The organism is Sphingobacterium sp. UBA7625, assembly GCF_002484085.1.
Taxonomy (GTDB): domain Bacteria; phylum Bacteroidota; class Bacteroidia; order Sphingobacteriales; family Sphingobacteriaceae; genus Sphingobacterium; species Sphingobacterium athyrii.
Window position 1 is genome coordinate 178,815 of record NZ_DLJD01000026.1, and the last position, 20,020, is coordinate 198,834.

At 39.9% G+C, this 20,020-nt stretch carries 14 protein-coding genes; 4 read left to right on the forward strand and 10 right to left on the reverse strand.

Features of this window, described 5'->3' with window-relative positions; all coding sequences use genetic code 11:
* Positions 1 to 71 precede the first annotated feature (71 nt).
* Positions 72 to 1,709 carry a chaperonin GroEL gene (gene groL / locus B4G94_RS11255; protein WP_104385281.1) on the forward strand — a complete coding sequence of 546 codons (1,638 nt, stop codon included), beginning with the start codon at positions 72 to 74 and terminating at the stop codon, positions 1,707 to 1,709.
* A gap of 67 nt (positions 1,710 to 1,776) precedes the next feature.
* Here the strand turns inward: groL and ggt are convergent, their stop codons facing one another.
* The 4 genes from ggt to B4G94_RS11275 all read right to left on the reverse strand — a co-directional run bounded on the left by ggt (position 1,777) and on the right by B4G94_RS11275 (position 6,942).
* The gene (gene ggt, locus B4G94_RS11260; protein ID WP_286858924.1) at positions 1,777 to 3,480 is read right to left on the reverse strand and encodes a gamma-glutamyltransferase; all 1,704 of its coding nucleotides are present in this window, start codon (positions 3,478 to 3,480) and stop codon (positions 1,777 to 1,779) included.
* A gap of 67 nt (positions 3,481 to 3,547) precedes the next feature.
* Positions 3,548 to 3,874, reverse strand: a complete 327-nt coding sequence (locus tag B4G94_RS11265) for a nucleotide pyrophosphohydrolase (RefSeq protein ID WP_108636271.1) — start codon at positions 3,872 to 3,874, stop codon at positions 3,548 to 3,550.
* Between the two features lie 18 nt (positions 3,875 to 3,892).
* Positions 3,893 to 4,351, reverse strand: a complete 459-nt coding sequence (dtd, locus tag B4G94_RS11270) for a D-aminoacyl-tRNA deacylase (RefSeq protein ID WP_286858925.1) — start codon at positions 4,349 to 4,351, stop codon at positions 3,893 to 3,895.
* A 134-nt stretch (positions 4,352 to 4,485) separates the two neighbouring features.
* Positions 4,486 to 6,942 carry a TonB-dependent receptor gene (locus B4G94_RS11275; protein ID WP_286858926.1) on the reverse strand — a complete coding sequence of 819 codons (2,457 nt, stop codon included), beginning with the start codon at positions 6,940 to 6,942 and terminating at the stop codon, positions 4,486 to 4,488.
* A gap of 412 nt (positions 6,943 to 7,354) precedes the next feature.
* On the opposite strand from B4G94_RS11275, the gene B4G94_RS11280 reads away from it, so the two are divergent.
* From B4G94_RS11280 to B4G94_RS11290, 3 genes are read left to right on the forward strand one after another with little or no spacing between them, the layout of a single operon-like run.
* On the forward strand, positions 7,355 to 8,530 hold the full coding sequence (locus B4G94_RS11280) for an amidohydrolase family protein (RefSeq protein ID WP_286858927.1): 1,176 nt from the start codon (positions 7,355 to 7,357) through the stop codon (positions 8,528 to 8,530).
* A gap of 37 nt (positions 8,531 to 8,567) precedes the next feature.
* A complete protein-coding gene (locus B4G94_RS11285) occupies positions 8,568 to 8,849 on the forward strand; it encodes an acylphosphatase (RefSeq protein ID WP_108636268.1) in 282 nt (93 codons plus the stop codon).
* A gap of 6 nt (positions 8,850 to 8,855) precedes the next feature.
* Complete coding sequence (locus B4G94_RS11290; RefSeq protein WP_165305453.1) at positions 8,856 to 10,358, forward strand: lipopolysaccharide biosynthesis protein; 1,503 nt, start codon at positions 8,856 to 8,858, stop codon at positions 10,356 to 10,358.
* A gap of 52 nt (positions 10,359 to 10,410) precedes the next feature.
* On the opposite strand, the gene dusB is transcribed toward B4G94_RS11290, so the two are convergent.
* The 6 genes from dusB to B4G94_RS11320 form a co-directional block, all read right to left on the reverse strand.
* Positions 10,411 to 11,406, reverse strand: coding sequence for a tRNA dihydrouridine synthase DusB (gene dusB, locus B4G94_RS11295; RefSeq protein WP_108636266.1), 996 nt, complete (start codon positions 11,404 to 11,406; stop codon positions 10,411 to 10,413).
* A 66-nt stretch (positions 11,407 to 11,472) separates the two neighbouring features.
* On the reverse strand, positions 11,473 to 13,914 hold the full coding sequence (locus B4G94_RS11300) for an outer membrane beta-barrel family protein (protein ID WP_286858929.1): 2,442 nt from the start codon (positions 13,912 to 13,914) through the stop codon (positions 11,473 to 11,475).
* 10 nt (positions 13,915 to 13,924) lie between these two features.
* A complete protein-coding gene (locus tag B4G94_RS11305) occupies positions 13,925 to 15,058 on the reverse strand; it encodes a PepSY-associated TM helix domain-containing protein (RefSeq protein WP_108636264.1) in 1,134 nt (377 codons plus the stop codon).
* A 73-nt stretch (positions 15,059 to 15,131) separates the two neighbouring features.
* On the reverse strand, positions 15,132 to 16,361 hold the full coding sequence (locus B4G94_RS11310; protein ID WP_165305456.1) for a hypothetical protein: 1,230 nt from the start codon (positions 16,359 to 16,361) through the stop codon (positions 15,132 to 15,134).
* Between the two features lie 23 nt (positions 16,362 to 16,384).
* The gene (locus tag B4G94_RS11315) at positions 16,385 to 18,766 is read right to left on the reverse strand and encodes a TonB-dependent receptor (RefSeq protein WP_286858933.1); all 2,382 of its coding nucleotides are present in this window, start codon (positions 18,764 to 18,766) and stop codon (positions 16,385 to 16,387) included.
* 114 nt (positions 18,767 to 18,880) lie between these two features.
* The gene (locus B4G94_RS11320; RefSeq protein WP_286858935.1) at positions 18,881 to 19,969 is read right to left on the reverse strand and encodes a hypothetical protein; all 1,089 of its coding nucleotides are present in this window, start codon (positions 19,967 to 19,969) and stop codon (positions 18,881 to 18,883) included.
* Positions 19,970 to 20,020: the final 51 nt, after the last annotated feature.

Genomic DNA, 20,020 nt, shown 5'->3' on the forward strand with positions numbered 1-20,020 from the left:
GGCGGTTCGTAGCTGCAGACTTGTCATATTAGAGTCTCACTACCAATAGCTCAATACTCAATACTAAAGAAATGGCAAAACAAGTAAAATATAACGTTGAGGCTCGTGAGGCCCTTAAAAAAGGTGTAGACACTTTAGCTAATGCTGTTAAAGTAACATTAGGTCCAAAAGGACGTAACGTAATTATTGAGAAAAAATTCGGTGCACCGGTAATCACTAAAGATGGTGTTTCAGTTGCGAAGGAAATCGAATTGAAAGATGCTTTAGAAAATATGGGTGCTCAAATGGTAAAAGAAGTTGCTTCCAAAACTGCTGATCAAGCTGGTGATGGTACAACTACGGCTACTGTATTGGCACAAGCAATCGTTGCTCCGGGTATTAAATCTGTAGCAGCAGGTGCTAACCCAATGGATTTAAAACGTGGTATTGACAAAGCTGTGGCAGCTGTTGTTGCCAACTTGAAATCTCAATCTCAAGAAGTTGGTCAAGATAACAACAAAATCAAACAAGTAGCGGCTATCTCTGCGAATAACGACGAGGTAATCGGTTCTTTGATCGCGCAAGCGATGGAAAAAGTTGGTAACGATGGTGTTATCACTGTTGAAGAAGCAAAAGGTACTGAAACAGAAGTAAAAACTGTAGAAGGTATGCAATTTGACCGTGGATATTTATCTCCATACTTTGTTACGAACTCTGACAAAATGGAAGCGGAATTAGATAACCCTTACATTTTGATCTACGACAAGAAAATCAGCAACATGAAAGAATTGTTGCCTATCTTGGAAAAACAGGTTCAAACTGGTAAACCATTGTTGATCATTGCTGAAGACTTAGATGGTGAAGCTCTTGCGACATTAGTTGTCAATAAAATCCGTGGTTCACTGAAAGTGGCAGCTGTAAAAGCTCCTGGTTTTGGTGACCGTCGTAAAGCAATGTTAGAAGATATTGCTATTTTAACTGGTGGTACAGTAATCTCTGAAGAAAGAGGTTTCAAATTGGAGAATGCGGAATTATCTTATTTGGGTCAAGCTGAAAAAGTTCAAGTTGACAAAGATAATACGACAATTATCAACGGTGGCGGTAACGTAGATGACATCAAAGCTCGCGTTGCTCAAATCCGTTCACAAATCGAAACAACAACTTCTGACTACGATCGCGAGAAATTACAAGAGCGTTTGGCAAAATTGTCAGGTGGTGTTGCCGTATTGTACGTAGGTGCTACTACCGAGGTAGAAATGAAAGAGAAGAAAGACCGTGTTGATGATGCTTTACATGCAACTCGCGCTGCCGTTGAAGAAGGTATCGTTGCTGGTGGTGGTGTTGCATTTATCCGTGCTACTGAAGCTTTGGTAAGCCTTAAAGGTGAAAACGAAGATGAGCAAATCGGTATCGACATTATCAAACGTGCTATCGAAGAGCCTTTACGTCAAATCTGTAATAACGCAGGTATCGAAGGTGCGGTGATCGTTCAAAAAGTAAAAGAAGGTACAGCTGACTTTGGTTATAATGCACGTACTGACCGTTACGAGAACTTAATCGCAGCAGGTGTAATCGACCCTACTAAAGTATCTCGTATTGCTTTGGAAAATGCAGCTTCAGTTGCTTCAATGTTGTTGACAACAGAGTGTGTATTGGCTGACGAGGCTGAAGAAAACCCTGTAGGTGCTGGTGCTCCTCCGATGGGTGGTGGTATGGGTGGAATGATGTAAGATCATCCAAACTATTTGATATAGCAAAGGCTCATCTGGAATTCCAGATGAGCCTTTGTTTTGATGTTTAATATCCTTTTGCAGTATCATCGCCACGAGGATCGGCACCTGCCTGCAATTTGCCGTTTGGAAGGATAAGAATGTTTTCTACACGTCCTATTGTTCCCCGGGGATTTATCACATAACCATCCTTTGTCAATTTGTCTCGAAGTGTTGTATCAATCGCATCTTTCTCCACATCAATGCGGTCAGGTAACCACTGATGATGAAAGCGGGGTGAACTCACGGCGGCCTGTGCATTTTGACCAAAGTCGATCACATTTAATATGGTCTGGAAAACGGAGGTAATAATCGTTGATCCGCCGGGTGTCCCTACCACCATAAATAGTTTACCATCTTTTTCTAAAATGGTCGGTGTCATGGAACTCAGCATTCTCTTCCCGGGCTGAATTTCATTTGCTTTTTCTCCGGTCAAGCCATACATATTGGGTACGCCGGTCTTTACCGAGAAATCATCCATTTCGTTGTTCAATAAAAATCCTGCACCATCCACGATGACCCCGGATCCATAGGAATCATTGAGTGTGGTGGTGATGGCAACAGCATTTCCTTGCTCATCAACAATATTGAAATGAGTTGTCTGCTCACTCTCATAACCCGGAATGACATCTGCATTGACGTTTTTGCTTAAAGTCGCCTGATGAAAATTAAACGGATTCAGTTTAGCTGCATTTTTCGTGGAATCTATTAGTTGCTGTACAGGGACATTGATAAAATCGGGGTCTCCTAAATATTTTGCCCTATTTGCATACACATGACGTTCCGCTTCAACGATGACACGTATTGCGGAGTCCGTCTGAAAGCCCCAGCGCCGAAGCGGGAATTGTTCAACTGACTTTAATAAAGCCAATAGGGAGGTCCCGCCGCTTGATGGTGGAGGCATGGAAGTAACCTTGTGCCCTCTATAGCTTGATGCGATCGGGGCACGCCAGCGTGCCTGATAGCTCGTTAGATCCTCATGGGTAATGATGCCTTTGCCTCTATTCATTTCGGCGACGAGCATATCAGCCGTTTTTCCTTTATAGAAGCCATCGCGTCCTTCATTGGCGATTCGTTCGATGGTATTGGCAAGATCTTCCTGTACAAATAGGTCACCAGTTTGCCATGTTGTATTTTTGATAATTGCGGCACCAGTGGGATTCAGCTTTATAAATCGCTCTTTATGATCTTCAAACTCACGTGCTTGCCTTTCGCTGATCTTGAAACCTTTCCGCGCAAGTTCTATCGCGGGCAAGAGTAATTCTTTCCAGTCTAGCTTTCCATATTTCTGATGTGCTTCCCACATTCCGGCAACAGAACCGGGCACACCGGATGCCAGCTGACTGTATAAGCTCAAATCGGGAATAACATTTTTTTGTGCATCCAGATACATATCCCGGTGCGCGTTTTTGGGAGCAGTTTCCCGGAAGTCCAGGGCATCGTATTGACCTTGACTATTGCGGTATAGCATAAATCCACCACCACCGATATTACCTGCATTGGGATAGACAACAGCAAGAGCAAACTGTACGGCGACAGCAGCATCAACTGCATTTCCGCCCTTTTTCAGAATCATTACTCCGACTTCAGAGGCCAGGGGGTGGGCAGTGACCACAGCAGCTTTGTTGAATGTGGCAGGGCTGGTCCTATGTGAACCAAACTGCCTGCGGGTACTGGAACACGAAGCGAATAGTAAACTTCCTACTAGCGAATAAATAAATAGTTTATTCATAATATCTGCTCTAAAATTGTGCGTAAGATTAATATTAAACCTTGGACACCGATGGAACACAAAGGTGTTATTTTAATTTTTCATTGTTTTTATGACGGTCTGCATCCCGAATGGATTTCTTTTGAAGGTTCTTTTCCAGTGCATCGGTCAGGTCTATACCCGTTTGATTTGCAAGACACATTAAGACAAACAATACATCTGCCATCTCATCAGCCAGATTAACCTCTTTATCTGATTTTTTGAAAGACTGTTCGCCGTACTGTCTGGCCATGATCCGCGCGACTTCGCCAACTTCTTCCATGAGCATGGCTGTATTTGTCAGCTCATTGAAATAACGTATTCCTGTTGTATTGATCCATTTATCAATTACTTCCTGTGCTTCTTTGATTGTCATTTTTTCGGATTAAGTAGTTTAAAAATTGTCCTTATCTTTTGTATCCATAATGATAGTAACGGGACCATCGTTCAATAGATTGATTTTCATGTCAGCCCCAAATAAGCCGAGCTGAACAGGCTGATCGATCAGTTGGGAAAGTAATTTGGCCATTTCTTCATAAAGCGGTTTGGCGGTATTAGGTTTGGCTGCCCGAATAAACGAAGGCCGATTTCCCTTTTTTGTCTGAGCGAATAAGGTGAACTGGGAAATCAGTAAGATATTACCGCCGATATCCTGAATGGATTTATTCATTAGTCCCTGCTCGTCTTCAAAAATCCGTAGGTTAACGAACTTTTGTCCCAGCCATTTTAAGTCTTCAATTGTATCGGCTTCTTCTATTCCCAATAGGATCACCAAACCTTTTTGAATCTGCCCGGTGATCTGGTCGCCCACTGTACAGGAAGCATGTTTTACCCGTTGTATTACTGCACGCATAATAAAAAGTATAAAACCAAAGGTAAAAATTCCCATCGTCAAACACGATCCAATCTAACATTTATTGCTGCCAAAATAAAGAGCCGTCTTATCTATTTAAGACAAGACGGCCCTTAATATATAGGATTCTAACATTAGAATTTGATATTCAGGCCTAACATAAAATTTGCAGGTGCCTGTGGAAAGTAGAAATTATAATATTTTCTGGTATCTCCGTCCATTCCACCAAAGGTGTAGCCATTGGTTTCATACTTTTCGTTGAGGACATTGTTGACCTGTAAAGTCGCACTAATGTTTTTGATGCCTAAAGCCGTAAAATTATAATTTGCCAGCAAATTGTTGACAAAATAAGAGGAAATGCTTCTTTCTTCTGTGGATGAGTTGTCGAGGTATTGTCGTCCTACGTATTTTGACAGCAATGAAAATGTGAGCGACTCAATAGGGCTATAGGAAAAATTGCTGGATATAATCGTATTTGGAGACAGGGCAATATCTGTCTTTGGATAGAAAATTTTGGTATCGGGGCTGACACCGTTTATATCTTTCACAATTTCTTCAAAATTCTTAATTCTGTTTTGACTAAAGCTGGCTGTCGCCTTCCAGCTCAATTGCTTGCTAATGTTCCAGGCTCCGTCAAATTCCAGCCCGATGCGATAACTGTCTTTCACATTTTGTCGGATGGGAGCACCGGTATCACTGATCTCGCCTGTTGGAATCAACTGGTCTTTATAAAACATACCATAGCCATTTAATCCAATATTGAATTTGGTGTTGGTAAATCTATACCCAATTTCAATGTCCTGCATTTTTTCTGGCGTTGGATCCGGAAGTTTGCTGTTTTTCTCTATGAAATCTTTTCGGACGGGTTCCTTTTGCGCGAAAGCATAGGAAGCATAGACATTTGCATGGTCATTTAACAGATAAGTTGCTCCTGCTTTGGGATTTAGAAAATTGAATTTTGGGTGGTAATTATAGTTTTTAACCTTATCATCGTCCCCATACATGTGATAGTCTACATTTCTGTACTGGACGTCGGCCATTAAGATCCATTTATCCAATTTGTAATCTACCTTTAGGAAGTTGCTGAAATCATTTTTCTGCGATTTTCCGAAGTAATATTTGTCGTCTATAAATCCGTTAGAAGCGTACTGTGCCCAGATGACTTCACCGTAATGTTTTCCCCGATATTGATTGTATGCTCCACCCCAGGTAATTTCAAGTTGGTCATTCGGTTTGTAATTCAATGCGTAGGTCATACCATAGAAATAATTATCTAACCATCTTCTGCGGACTAGATCTGTTTTTTTTATGGTATCACTACCGATAATGACATCAGGCAAACCATATTTACTTAATTTATCACCGGGTCTCATCTCCTCATAATAGCCATAGCCTCTTGTATAATGTAAGGCTGTATTAAGTGTTAATTTGTCGCTTAGCATGTTGGTGTAATGAAGTTGATGATGTTTTTGCGTATAATTATCCGTCTGATTTCGATAAGTATACAGATTATAGTTTCGGCCGGCGTTCATAAAGCGATCTTTTTCTGTGCCTGATACGTATAATCCATTGTCAGCGTAATCGTCCATGCGAGATCTATCACCCGTGATCAAAGGTTCCGGGACGCCGTTCCAGGCTTGGTATGTCTTTTCCTTTCCCCAGAATACGATTCCTTTTAAGGTGTGTTTTTTGCCATAATAACCTCCATCGATATAGAAGGACTGTAGGTCTGAGGCACCTCTTTCGATATAACCATTACTGCTGATCCTGGATAAGCGGGCATTGAAAGCAAACTTGTCATCGATCAAACCGGTTCCGAGTTTTACTGTATTTTTCCAGGTATTATAAGACCCGAATGAATTATTAAGCTCGGCATAAGGTTTCTCTGCTAATGTATTTGATTGAATATTCAGGGAAGCTCCGAAGGATCCGGCCCCGTTGGTAGATGTTCCGATTCCCCGCTGTACCTGGATGCTTTCTGTGGAAGAGGCGAAGTCAGGGAGGTTGACAAAGAATGAACCCATGCTTTCGGCATCATTTAATGGAATACCATTAAGGGTTACATTGATCCGCTGGTTGTCAGATCCACGGATCGTCATGTTTGTATATCCTATGCCGGCTCCTGCATCGGAGTTTACCTGAACAGAAGGTGTTTGATTCAAGAGATAGGGGATGTCCTGTCCCAGATTATTCTTAGAAATCTCTTCTTTTGAGATGTTCCTGAATGTGGTCGGTGCATTCTTTTTAGCTCTGGTGGATACCACAAGGACCTCTTCGGTACGAATTGTTTTTGGATCGAGCTGAACGGTCAATTCCATATCCCGTTGGAGGTTTAGGTTTTGGGTCCAGGTTTGATATCCGACAAACGAGACCTGAATGGCATGTTTTCCATCTGCGATATTATATAATTTGATCAGGCCATCTCTGTCCGATTTGGTTGTAAATGAGGTCTGTCCGTCTATGGATACCGATGCATTCTGTAGCGGCCTTTGTGTATCCTTATCTACGGTTTTAATCGTCAAATTGTGCTGGGCAACAGCAATTTGGCTTAAAGAAGTAGCTAAAACGCTACAAATCAAAAATTTGATCATGTTGATGTATTTTGTTTAAGTTAAACAAATCATGGCAAGGGGTCACCATGACCGTTTTATTTAACTAACCTCTCCCTCCGCCAGCATTACCTGGATCAGGTGCACAGAACTTAATCTGTTGGGTATGATCTCAGCCTTTATTTGTGTTTCTGACAAAACAAGGCACCCCTAATCGACGCTGCGAATATATAAATTAAAATCGGAATGGTATATAAAGATGGTGTTTTTTACAAAAAGTAGACTTTTTGGAAAATGTGTAATAATTTCCTTTTGGTTTAAAATTTTACGTTTAGGCTTGTTTTTGGTGTTTGTTGTTCTTTTTAGGTACCTTGGTATAGAATTTTCTACTGTTAGTATGTATTCATATTCGGTCAAAAATTTTTAGTTATTAATTTGAGAGTGAGGAGATAAAATGTTTAAGTATTTAAGCGCAAATTATATTCTACCGATTACCTCAATGCCTATAAAAGATGGTATTGTAGCGGTAGACGAGGAGGGGGTAATTCAAGGCATCTATGACCCTACTTCATTCAAACAGACTGATAAAGTCAAAATCGAGCGGTATGAGGGAGTAATTATTCCGGGTTTTATCAATGCCCATTGCCATCTTGAATTGTCACATATGAAAGGCGTGGTCGCTAAAGGTACTGGTCTTCCCAATTTCCTTAGCCAAGTCATGACTTCACGTAGCGCATCTATGAAGAAAATGGATGATGCGATGGCGAAAGCGGATAAAGAGATGTATGAAAATGGGATCGTAGTGGTGGGAGACCATGCAAATACGGACAATTCTTCTAAACTGAAGGAAGACTCAAAAATACTTTATCATACCTTTGTGGAGGTCATTGGGGTTGAACCTGAAGAAGCTGATTTTAAATTAAAAGAAGCCAAGTCTTTAACACAAGAATTTAGAAATGGCCATGTGTCTATTACGCCACATGCACCTTATTCCTGTTCGAAAGTTCTTTTTAAGAAATTTAAAAAATCGGTGCCTGAGACTAATATCATTAGTATTCATAATCAGGAGAGTGACGAAGAGAATAAATTGTTTAGATACAAAACAGGTGAATTTCTGGATTTCTATAAGAGTATCGGAAAGAATGCGGATTCTATTAAAGCGCAAGCACGAAACTCCATCCAGTCTTACTTACCTTACTTACCTTATCCGAATAAGTTGTTGTTGGTCCATAATACCTATACTTCATTAAAAGATCTGGATTTTGTAGAACGAATGGACCGGGATGTTGTATGGTGCCTGTGCCCAAAAGCAAATTTATATATTGAAGGGAACCTTCCTAAGGTTCAAAACTTTATAAATGCGGGACAACGGTTAGTGATTGGTACGGATAGCCTAGCGTCGAATGATACACTTTCGGTATTGGAAGAACTGAAGGTATTGCATGAACATTTCGAAGATCTGGATTTCTTGCAAACAATCCAATGGGCAACAATCAACGGAGCTGTTGCATTGAATATTGAGGATGAATATGGATCTTTGGAAATCGGCAAAAAACCGGGGATTGTCCTGCTTGAGGGTATGGAAAACTTGCGTTTAATAGATAAAGTTAAAGTCAAACGTTTAGCGTAGTATTTAATTCCACAAAAACTTCTGTACTTTTGCTCTTATGAAACATTTGAATATTTCAATAAGAGGTAAAGTACAAGGAGTCTTTTTTCGATTGACGGCCAAAGCTGTTGCTGATCAGGTCGGTGTGAAAGGCTTTGTGCTCAATCAAAAGGATGGGTCTGTCTACATGGAGGCCGAGGGAGACGATTTTGCCCTTGATTCATTGTTGGACTTCTGCCAGGAAGGTCCAGAGGATGCAAATGTTGAAGCTGTTGAAGTTACGGAAGGAGAACTGAAAGGCTTTTCTAATTTTGAAGTGATTAAAAGAGTTCAATCCTAAAGCCCAGTGTCGACAATTAAGAAATTTCTCAGCGATACCGTTATTTATGGTGTGACTACTATCGTTTCAAGAATGATAGGATTCCTGATGACCCCGCTCTATCTCCGTAAATTTAAGGATGCAGCGGTCTATGGAATTTATTCTAATTTTTATGCATGGATGTCCATGCTGAATGCTATTCTAGCATTTGGAATGGAAACAACTTATTTCCGGTATTTACAGAAAGTTGAACCACAGAATAAGAATAAAGTTTACAATAATAGTTTCTTTATTACTTTATTTACCTCAGGAGTATTATTGTTGTCTGTATTTGTTTTCACAAGACCTATCGCTTCATGGTTTGCGGATGGGGGTGACGTGGATCTATATGAACAGTACATTAAGTATTTTGCTTTTATCCTTGTTGCGGATGCGCTGGCCGTTGTCCCTTTTACAAAGCTACGGGCAGAAGGCAGACCTTATAAATACAGTGCATTGAAATTTGTTAATATCGGTATTACCGTGATTTCAAATCTATTTTTTATTTTGTTCTTGCCGGATTGGGTACATAAGTATACATTTTGGGCGGATTTTGCTGGCACATGGTTCAAAGAGGGTTGGATCGGTTATGTCTTTATCTCCAATCTTTTCGCAAGTATCGTCACACTAATCCTATTGCTCCCTGAATTGTTAACTTTCCGATTTAGTCTAGATAGAAAATTAATGAATGAAATGTTAAAGTATAGCTTCCCAATTCTAGTCGCCAATATTTCATTTATTATTAACGAGAATCTAGACAAAATGTTCTTTCTGAAATTGATACCTGGAAAGGCGGGGAAAGATGAGTTGGGTATATATGGCGCGGTTGCTAAATTGTCTGTATTCCTAAGCTTATTTGTGACAGCTTTTAGGTTAGGGGCCGAACCGTTCTTCTTTTCATATTCAAAAAACCAGAACGCATCGAAAACCTATGCCCTAATCATGGAGTATTTTGTTATCCTTATGGTTATCGCAATGGTCGGATTGACAGTGAATTTGGATTGGCTGAAGTATTTTATTGAAGGTAATGAAAAAGAGGTCGCAACATACTGGACTGGACTTAAAATTGTCCCGATTCTTTTATTTAATTATGTGCTACTTGGAATATATATGAATCTATCGATTTGGTATAAATTGACTGATCATACACGTTATGCTATTTACATTTCGGGAATAGGGGCGCTAATTACAATTATGCTCAATGTGTGGCTAATTCCAACTTATTCCTATGTTGGGGCTGTTTTATCAACAACAGTAGTATATCTAGTCATGATCGCTTTTTCACTTTACTGGGGCCAGAAGTATTACCCCATACCCTATAAGATGATCAAGATCGCTGTCTATCTCGGAGCAGGGCTGTTGATTTCGTGGTTGAGCTTTCAAGTTTTCCATAGTAATATTTGGATAGGAAACGCTATGTTATTGCTGCTGCTCGGTGTTACTTTTTTCCTTGAAAAGAATGCGCTGATGAAATTAATACGAAGAAGATAATTTCATATTAAAACAAAGGCGGTAACTGTTAGGTTATCGCCTTTGTTATTTTTTAGATGAATTCAGGCATGAACGAATGTTCAATCTCATCAAGAACTTCAAGTATATCTGCTTGATTTTGAAGACTAACAAGTTTCATCCTATATTCTTTGAAATTCGGAATTCCTTTAAAATAATTTGCGTAATGTCTCCGCATTTCAAAGATCCCTAATTTATCACCTTTCCATTCAATGGATTTGTTTAAGTGTGTTCTGCAAACCTCAACGCGTTCGGCAATTGTAGGGCCCTCCAAGCGCTCGCCTGTATGGAAGAAATGCTTGATCTCTCTAAAGATCCAAGGGTAACCAATAGCCGCACGGCCGATCATAATGCCATCCACTTCGTATTCCTGTCTCCAGGCCGCTGCTTTTTCGACTGAATCCACATCACCGTTACCAAAAATTGGAATCTGAATGCGCGGATTGCGTTTGATGTCACGGATCATAGACCAATCAGCCTGACCTTTGTACAATTGCGCACGGGTACGGCCATGTATCGCTAATGCTTTGATACCGACGTCTTGCAACCGTTCAGCTACTTCGTATACATTTTTGGTATTATCATCCCAGCCAAGCCGTGTTTTTACTGTCACGGGGAGATGAGTTGCTTCAACAACAGCTTTGGTCATTGCAACCATTTTATCAATGTCTTGCAATAGGGAAGAACCGGCTCCCTTACAGACCACTTTTTTAACTGGACAACCGTAATTGATATCGATGAGATTTGGATTTGCTTTTGTGCAGATTTCAGCTGATTGACGCATACTTTCAATATCTCCACCGAATATCTGGATACCGATAGGCCGTTCATATTCAAAAATATCGAGCTTTTGAACAGATTTAGCTGCATCACGGATTAGTCCCTCTGAAGAAATAAATTCAGTATACATTAAATCAACACCATTCTGTTTGCATACATAGCGAAACGGCGGGTCGCTTACATCCTCCATTGGAGCTAGTAACAAAGGGAATTCACCCAAATCAATATTTTCACCAATCTTGACCGACATCTTCAATAATTTTTTACAAAGGTACAAAATTTGGTATTAGTATAAAGTTAGCTAACTGTCATGAGTTTAGAGTCGACTTTTTATGTCTTCAGAACCCGTAGCGCGCTGTGCTGTGGCGTTCTGAGAACCACCGAAACGGTAGCTGAAAGACAGGATGGCAGTTCTACTGTCTGGATTAGATCTACCGATGAGCCTTATGGTTGGCGAGATCGTTTCATATCGTCGATTGTTAGTTCTGAAAATATCGTTAACGACTAATTTCAGCGTCGCTTTTTTATTGAGGAGATTTTTTTGAATGCCGGAATATACCTGTCCATAGCTTTTGATATGACTGATCCCTGCCGTTAAGCCTGATACATAGTTGCCTCCCAGTTCAATAGACCAGTCCTTGGGCAATTTGAATGAATTTTGGCTGTTTAGACTTAACGTATTGCCTTTGCGAATGATCAGTTCATCTTCTTGTGGTAATTCATATTCATTCCGATAATAGTTTGCAAAATGTGTTGCCGACCACCAACTGGTCAATTGGGTCGGGGCAATAAAAGAGATACCATAATTTTTAAAAGAGCCTATATTTTCGGGTCTTTCAAAAGTAATATATGGGTTAAGCGGATCTCTTCCCAATATTTCGTTGACAACATTTGACCGCTGTGCATAATTCAGCGTTAAGACATATTTGCTTGCGTAAGTATAACCTAATTCAAAGGAGTGTTCATAGGCCGGGTTTAAGTTCGAATTTCCCTCAGCATAGGAAAAAGGATCTGTGTATACCCTGAATGGATTTAAATCCCAAAACGAAGGCCTTTGCACGCGATAGCTGTAACTGGTCTGTACTTTATGATTGTCATTGGCTGTATAAGTTAAAAACGCTGCCGGGAATAATTTGAAATAGGATCTTTCAAATTGTTCGTTCAATGTGATCTGATGACTACGTGTACGGGTGTATTCTCCCCGAATGCCTAATTGCGTTGAAAACTTATGCCAGCTTTTTGAAAGATTGACATAGCCCGCATGGATAGTCTCTTTGTAGATAAAGTGATTACTTGTGCCCAGATCCGGAACATATTGATCATTTTGTAATGTATCATAATGTAGATCGTTTTCAGTGCGCACATCACTGCTCTTCCAGCCAGCTTCGAGTTTGTACTCCTTTGGAAGCGGAAGTGTATAATCCAGTTTGGCAACATAAACCTGATTGTCTGAGGGGATATCACCGATTCTTGAGGAATTTGCAAGCGATGTTGAAGATCCCACATTGTGATATGCCGTATTCAGCTGCTGATCCATTTTTGAATAATGGTCAACGAAATCAAGATCTAGTTTTAGTTCATGACCTTTATCATTAAGCTTTAAATTATAATTGACGTTGTACAGCATATCTCGCCAGCGCTCCTTGCCTTCGGTGACGGTAGTGGATGCCGATATTAAATTATCGGTATTAAAATTCCTGAGACTATTCGTGGTGGGTTCGTACTTCGGATATTTTCCAAATCCTCCGTTAATTAAGAAGCCTATCGTCTGTTTGGAATTTATGCTGTAGTCCATGCCGACTCTAAAATTATTAGATCGGAGTTTGGGCTGAATGGTGTTTTCCTGCTGCGAATAAGAATCAGGATCGGATTCGCGGTCGGTATAAAAATAACGTGTAAGCGAGTTATAGTATTCCAGATTCTGGAAATACTGATTATAAATTCCAAATACATTAATTTTTTCTGTACGGTAATTGAGGTTTAAACTTCCGCCAAGATGTGCTCCTCTACCGGCACCGGCATTAGCTGATACGGAACCATTAAACCCCTGTTTGAGTCCTTTCTTTAATACAATGTTGATGATACCTGCGGATCCAGCGGCGTCCTGTTTTGCATTTGGATTTGACATAACCTCGATTTTATTGATATCCATTGAGGAGGTGCTTCGCAGGAGATTGGCCAATTGATCGGCAGACAGGTATGTAATTTTTCCATTGATCATGACCGTCGCTCCAGATTTACCTTTAATACTTAGCGAGCCACTTTCGTCGACTGCGACGCCCGGAATCTTGCTGAGTAATTCCAGCCCGTTGTTGCCGTCCGCGAGCGTTGAGTTTTCAATATTGAAAACCAGCTTGTCCTGTTGCTGTTCGATAAATTGTTTTTTTCTTTCGACTACGACCTCTGCGAGATAAGCATTGTTTTGTAATAAGAGGATCTTGCCAAGATCATATTCGTCAAAATGTTCGTCCAGCCTGAAGTGAGGACTGAAAGTATCCTGGTGTGTAAGACTTTTGACTTTAATAAAATAGGTGCCGGCTTTTAAGTTAGTGAACTTGAAATTTCCGGTACTATCTGAGGCTGCCGTACTAGCTAGGGTACCATCTTTGACGTGATAAAGCAAAATACTTACATAAGGAATGGCCTGTTTATCTTCGCCCACCGTCTGTCCTTTGATATGATTTGTTTTTTGGGCCTGGCTCGTAAATAAAGTACAGACCCAAAGGAGACTTAAGAGATAACGGAGGATATAAGGCATGGTGATGTGATTAAGTTGTTGCTAATTGTGTACGTCTTGCTTTTTTTGTTGGCTTTTTTTTCTTTCCCCACCAGATGTAGAATCCCGTTATGGGTAATGTGGCACAGATAAGTGAGGCAATAAAGTAAATGATTTTGGTGGTCATCCCACCTATAAAACCGGTATGCAGGGCATAATTGGAGCGCATGAGCCATTCCGCGGTATTGGCTTCATCAATTGGCCCCTGCTTGCGTCCGCTTAATTCCAAGGTATAACGGTCAAAAGTAAGATCTCTCCAGCTTCCGTTGGCCATATCCGTGCAGGCATATACCGTTTTGTCTTCCTTTTCAGGATAGTGTACGATGACAGCTTCCTTATTGAATTTTGCATACTCATGACGTACTTTATACCAGATTTGATCCGCCACTACCAGCGCATCATTTAGCGGTTGGTCCGGAAGCTCAGGTTTATTATTCTTTTCCGTCTTCGGTTTGTTGGGGTAGCCTCCCGTCACCCAGACGACAGAACTTCGGATCCAGGGAAAACTCATAATTAGTCCTGTAAAGCACATGACCAATGCGATTGTTAGTGTATAAAAGCCCAATACGTTATGGAGGTCGTAATTGACACGTTTGAATTTTGCTTTCCACTTGACGGTGAAACTTTGTTCTCTGGATCTACGGTTCCATTTCTTCGGCCACCATAATATCAAGCCTGTGATCAGCAGTATAAAAAAAATGAAGGTGCTCCAGCCAACGACCTGTCGGCCTATTTTTACAGGCATCCAAAGATGACGGTGCCCCTCATCCATGAAATGGAAAAAATCCTCATGATTGACAATGGCCAGGACTTCGGCTGTATAAGGGTTTACATAGACCAGACTATCGGAATGGTCTAAGCTTACTTTGACCGATTTGTCCAGTCCGTAATACCAGGAGCTCCCAATTTCATAATTGGGAAGTGCAGCCTTAACAGATTTATAGATCGCAGAGGGTGGAAGCTGTTCTGCTGGTTTTTGCGGTGCTACCTGAATATAGTTTGTAGTCAATTCTTTGATATCATGTTCAAAGACAAGTACGCAGCCTGTAATTCCTAAGATGATAACGGGTATACCCGCTGCCAAGCCTAGCCAGAGGTGCAACCAGGCATTAATTTTACTGAGCATAATAGTATTAAATATTGGAGAGATTTAAAATATATTCAATAGGGCAATAAGCGTTGCCCTATTGAAAAGGCGATTAATCTAAATTATAGATTATTGGTGTATCAGCATCACCGCCAAGTACTTTCGCCCCTTTTGTTAATTTGTCCGTCGTGGGATTATATTCCCAGATGTAGATGGCATCCGCTTTGGGATCATTCACCGCAATATATGCCTTACCATTTACGACAACGGCTGAACGGGAATTACTTACCAATGGAAAATCTAGCTTTTTGATTACTTTTTGAGAATTTACATCGACAATTAGGTATTCCCACATTGCAGCATACCACCAATCATTCCATTCTTTAACATTGTTTTTTGTGTCATGGGCACTGATGAGCAAAGCTTTTCCATTACCTAGATATGCAACGCCCAGTTGGTTGTCACCAGCTTGGTATTGACTGATGTTAAAGAAGTAGTTGGGATCTAATTTGTCGTCACCATCTTTGATACGATAGAATCCAGTAGGCATATTTTTACCGCCACCTAGTGCTGGCATCGTGTATGTCTGGAGATATGTATAACCGTTTTCTTTGAATTTATGGAAATAGCCATTTCTTACAGGGCCTACTGGTGCTGAACGATTGTCCTCACCTGTTTTTTTGAAATTCTTAAAAGAAGGGTAATCAACAGCGCCTGTGTACGTGACGTCATAACTCACTTTAGTGACATTATTGTACAAGCAATAGCCTAATACGACCTTATTTCCTTGGGGAAGAAATGCGTAAATACGCATACTGTGATCTTTTGGGATATCGTTTTCAGAAGTTATTGATCCATTTGCCTCTACAGTCATTGTTTTGGTGTTGATAATAGCATATTCATTGCTATTACGTGGGCCTACAGCTAGACGGTCATCATCTAACCAGCTATGCCAACCGATATACAAAGTGGTTAATTTGGTAAAAGGGATAACTTGAATAGTCTTTAGTACACCGTTTTCAAATGCATATTTACCAAATTTAGAAGCGTTTGGATCGATTGAATAAAAATATTTCCCTTTTTGAATCACATTTTCTTCCCATGGAAACATGCTTGTAACATCTGTACCTGCCCCTACTGGAGATATTGTGCCGGACATTAAGTCTTTTACCGGAAGCATAAAAGATCCATTGTCTGTACTAAACTTAATTGCAAAGTTTCCACCTACCTCTTCAGTGGGATCTGTTGGTTCGGCAGGATCTGGATTTGATTTGCTACAGCTCATAAGTGTCATGCCAGCCAGAGCGACCAGACCTACACTTTTTGTGATTGATTTTAACATAATATGAAATTTTAATTTATTTTTTAATGTGTGGATTGGATCAGATAACGCAGTTTTAGATACACCGAACGCCCGGGGCGCTGTTGCTTGAAAATATCATACGCAATTTGATCGGTCAGGTTTTTCCCTTCGATAGTGATGTTGTACTGATTATTATTGAAAGAATAGGTTGCGGCGATGTTGTGCAACCATTGTGCTGGGATGTAATCTTTTGTCGATTTTTCAGCTAATTTGGACCAGCTTAGTGAATAGTTGTTGATAAACTGCAAATAATAGTTTAACTGTATTCGATTATCTTTTTTATCAAATAAATTGTTTCGGCCGTAACTGATATCCAGATTCCCGAATAGCCAAGGTTCATTCGGTGTACGGTTTTTGTAGGTAATTTTTTCTCTGTTGTTATTATCAAAGCGCTCGCGATCGACAGCATTATAATAACTCATATTGAATACCGCCATAAAATCTGATTTGTAACCATATTTAATCTCAAAATCGACTCCATTCACCTTCACTCCACCTTCATTCTCGGCTAACTGTTTTTGTCCTTGCGGTGTATCATACATTTTACTGATGATATAGTCTTTTACATTTCTATAGTAGGTGGAAGCATCAAAGTTTAGACGATGATTTCCAAAGGCTGTAACGTAGTAGAGGTTTAAATTGTAATTGTCGCTGTTGGCCGGCCTTAATTTCTCATTCGGCATTATATTGAGTCCATCTCCGAAGAGTTGTGTAAAGGATGGTAATTGATAAGCATGCTCATACGATAATTTTATTCCGTAACTACTTCCAAATCTGATATTTGTTACTGCCCCATAACCTAAGTAATTTTTCGACGTTTTTTCTGAAGTATTGGTTTTGCCTGATAGTCCATATTCTTTTATGAAAAACGAGTTGTTGATTTTTTCCTTCCATAAAAATTGCTGATAATTTAATCCAGCATTAGTGCGGATGATTTGATTGGTAATATTATAAAAATCATTGTAGGGGTCTATTTCATTATAATTTTCGCGTTTATTGGTGTTTAAATTATAATTGAAATTGATGAGATGTTGCGCTGCCAGTTTATAGTTCAGGTTAAGCTGAGAAAAACTATTGTTGATCTTTTGGTGAATAATTGATTTATAGCTATTAAGTTCACCAGCCGTGGGACTATATTCCGTAGGAAGGCCATTCCAGAAATAATAAGTCCGTGAACTCGTATCGGTGATCACATTCTCACCCCTTGAATAGTTGGCGTATACAGTGGCTGATAGATTCTCAAAGAAGAGTTTGTCTTTTCTATACCTTAAACTGGGTGTTAATGTATGATTTTTACTAAATACTTGTCCTAAGACCCGTTCCTGTGTTGCCGCAGTCTGCTGTTGATCGTAGACATCGTTATAGGTTAATCCTAAAACAGCGATATCGGCCCATTTTTTGTTGCTCACACCAACCTCGACCTGGGTCATGAATGAGCGATAATCGTCATGAAAGCGTCTTGCGGATTGTAATGTGTCAAATCTCGAGGCATCTACGGGAGCAAGTATGTAGACTCCTGCCTTAGGATTGGTTTTCATTAAATAGTTATTGTTTGAAAAGTTGTAATAACTATTAAGGTTGACCATTAGTCCATTTTTTGGATGTTTATATCCAGCACTCAGCGCTGCTCGGTGCGTGTTGAATGAGCCGATGCTGTAACTCACATCCAAAGATTTTTTGTAATCACGGTTGGTCACGATATTGATTGCTCCTCCAAGAGCGTCTGAGCCTAGATGGGCAGGCACAACACCTTTGTAAACCTCGATTCGTTCCGCAATATTGACCGGCATATTGTTTAGGCTCATACCGCTTCCGAAAGATTCAATTGGCACGCCGTCAATAAAAAATTTGATGTTATTTCCTGATAATCCGTTCAGCGAAAAGGAATATTTTGATCCTAGTCCTCCTTGTTCTCTAATTTTTACCCCTGTGCTTCTGTTTAGAATTTGGTTGACATCGGAATTGGTATTTGCATATTGCTTTGTTTCAATGACGTTGACATTAAAACCGGAATCTTTTATTTTTTTACCTGCTGTTTTTCCGTTAATTTTTACTTCTTCTAACCCATTATTTTTTGCGGTCAGCTGTATTTCTCTGAGGATTTCATGTTCTTGATTAATTCTAAACTTTCTTTGTAAAGTTTTATAACCAACAGCAGAGATATTGATCTGGTATATTCCAAATGGAATGCCCTTTATTGTAAAGTTTCCATCTTGATCAGCTTTTGCGCCCTGCTTGATTTCTCTAAATGTAATGGAAGCTCCTTCAATTGGTTCATTGGAAGCTGTCACAATCTTACCTTTGAGTTCAGCTACCTGTTGGGCAAAAGAAGATTGAGATATGATTAAGAATACGATTAACCATATTATTTTAAATTTTGACATTATTTTATTTAGATTAATTACACATAGAAAAGTAGCGTAACTCTAAATTTACCGAAGGTCAAAAAAGTAAATAAATGATATTATTTTTTAATAAGCTGAATATCAGTCGAAAATTTAGTTTAATCGGTCTATTCGTACAATAAAATCGGTCGCTTGATCTAGGGTAAGACCCACCTGAATATTTTTTGATGTGATATCATAGACCCAAACTTGATGCTGATCCTTTGCATCGTCTATGGTGATATAGGCTTTCCCATTTTCAACGAGAACAGATTCTTTGCGTGTCCCCTTGTCGAAAGGTAAGTTTAATTTTGTTGTGGTTTGGCTGATAAGATCGACCACATAGTACTCAAATTGATAGGTGGAATGATGATCGCTAAAGTCGGTGTAGCGGTCTCTACGTTCACTACGGACGATAGCCTGATTGTTGCCCAAATACCACATGCCATAAGCATGATTGTGCGTTTTGGCTGTTAGATTGAGAAAATAAGTAGGGTTGATGTGGGTGGAATTGCTGTCAATTCTGAAAATTGCGGTAGGTTTCGACGGACTGTTGCCCAGCGCTATGCCCGGACAGGACATAAAATAGAAGTTCCCATTTTCGTCATGAAAGCTGTAAGACTGTACCGTATTAACTCCACCGGGGTAAGTGGATCGTATATCCTTTTGTATATTTTTCAATCGTAAAGTCGCCTTATCCAATGTTGCGACGTATAGGGTGTCTATTGTGGTGAAGTCAGTTTCGTTGATTACTTTATTAAACGTATAACCGACCAGCAATTGCTGTTGATGTACCGTGCCAAAGCCCACAGATAGGATATTGAAATCCGCTGCGGCCGAAGGTAGTTTTATCTCTTGCTGTTGATTGATTTTGAAATCATGGACGGCAATTTTATAGATCCATAGCCGACGATTTGTTTTGTTGTCCGAAGTAAATAGGAGCAATGTGTCTCGATCAAGCCAGTTTATATTTTCAATATGCTGATCTTGCATCGCCAACTGTGCAATTCCCTTTAATCCGTTTGATTCAAGTGTATATTTTCTGAATTTTCCCGCTCTTAAAAAATAAAAATGCTTGTCCTTAACGATGATGCTTCGATCAAAAAGTTTTGTAGAAACGTCGATTCCATTTTTCGAAATTGTCAGATTCCCGCTATCCACCGTATTTGTCGTCAGGATGGTATTGCTGAGATCCTTATTCATCGTATAAAGACTGTACTTTCCGGCTGCATTTTGTTCTCCGTCATCTGTTCC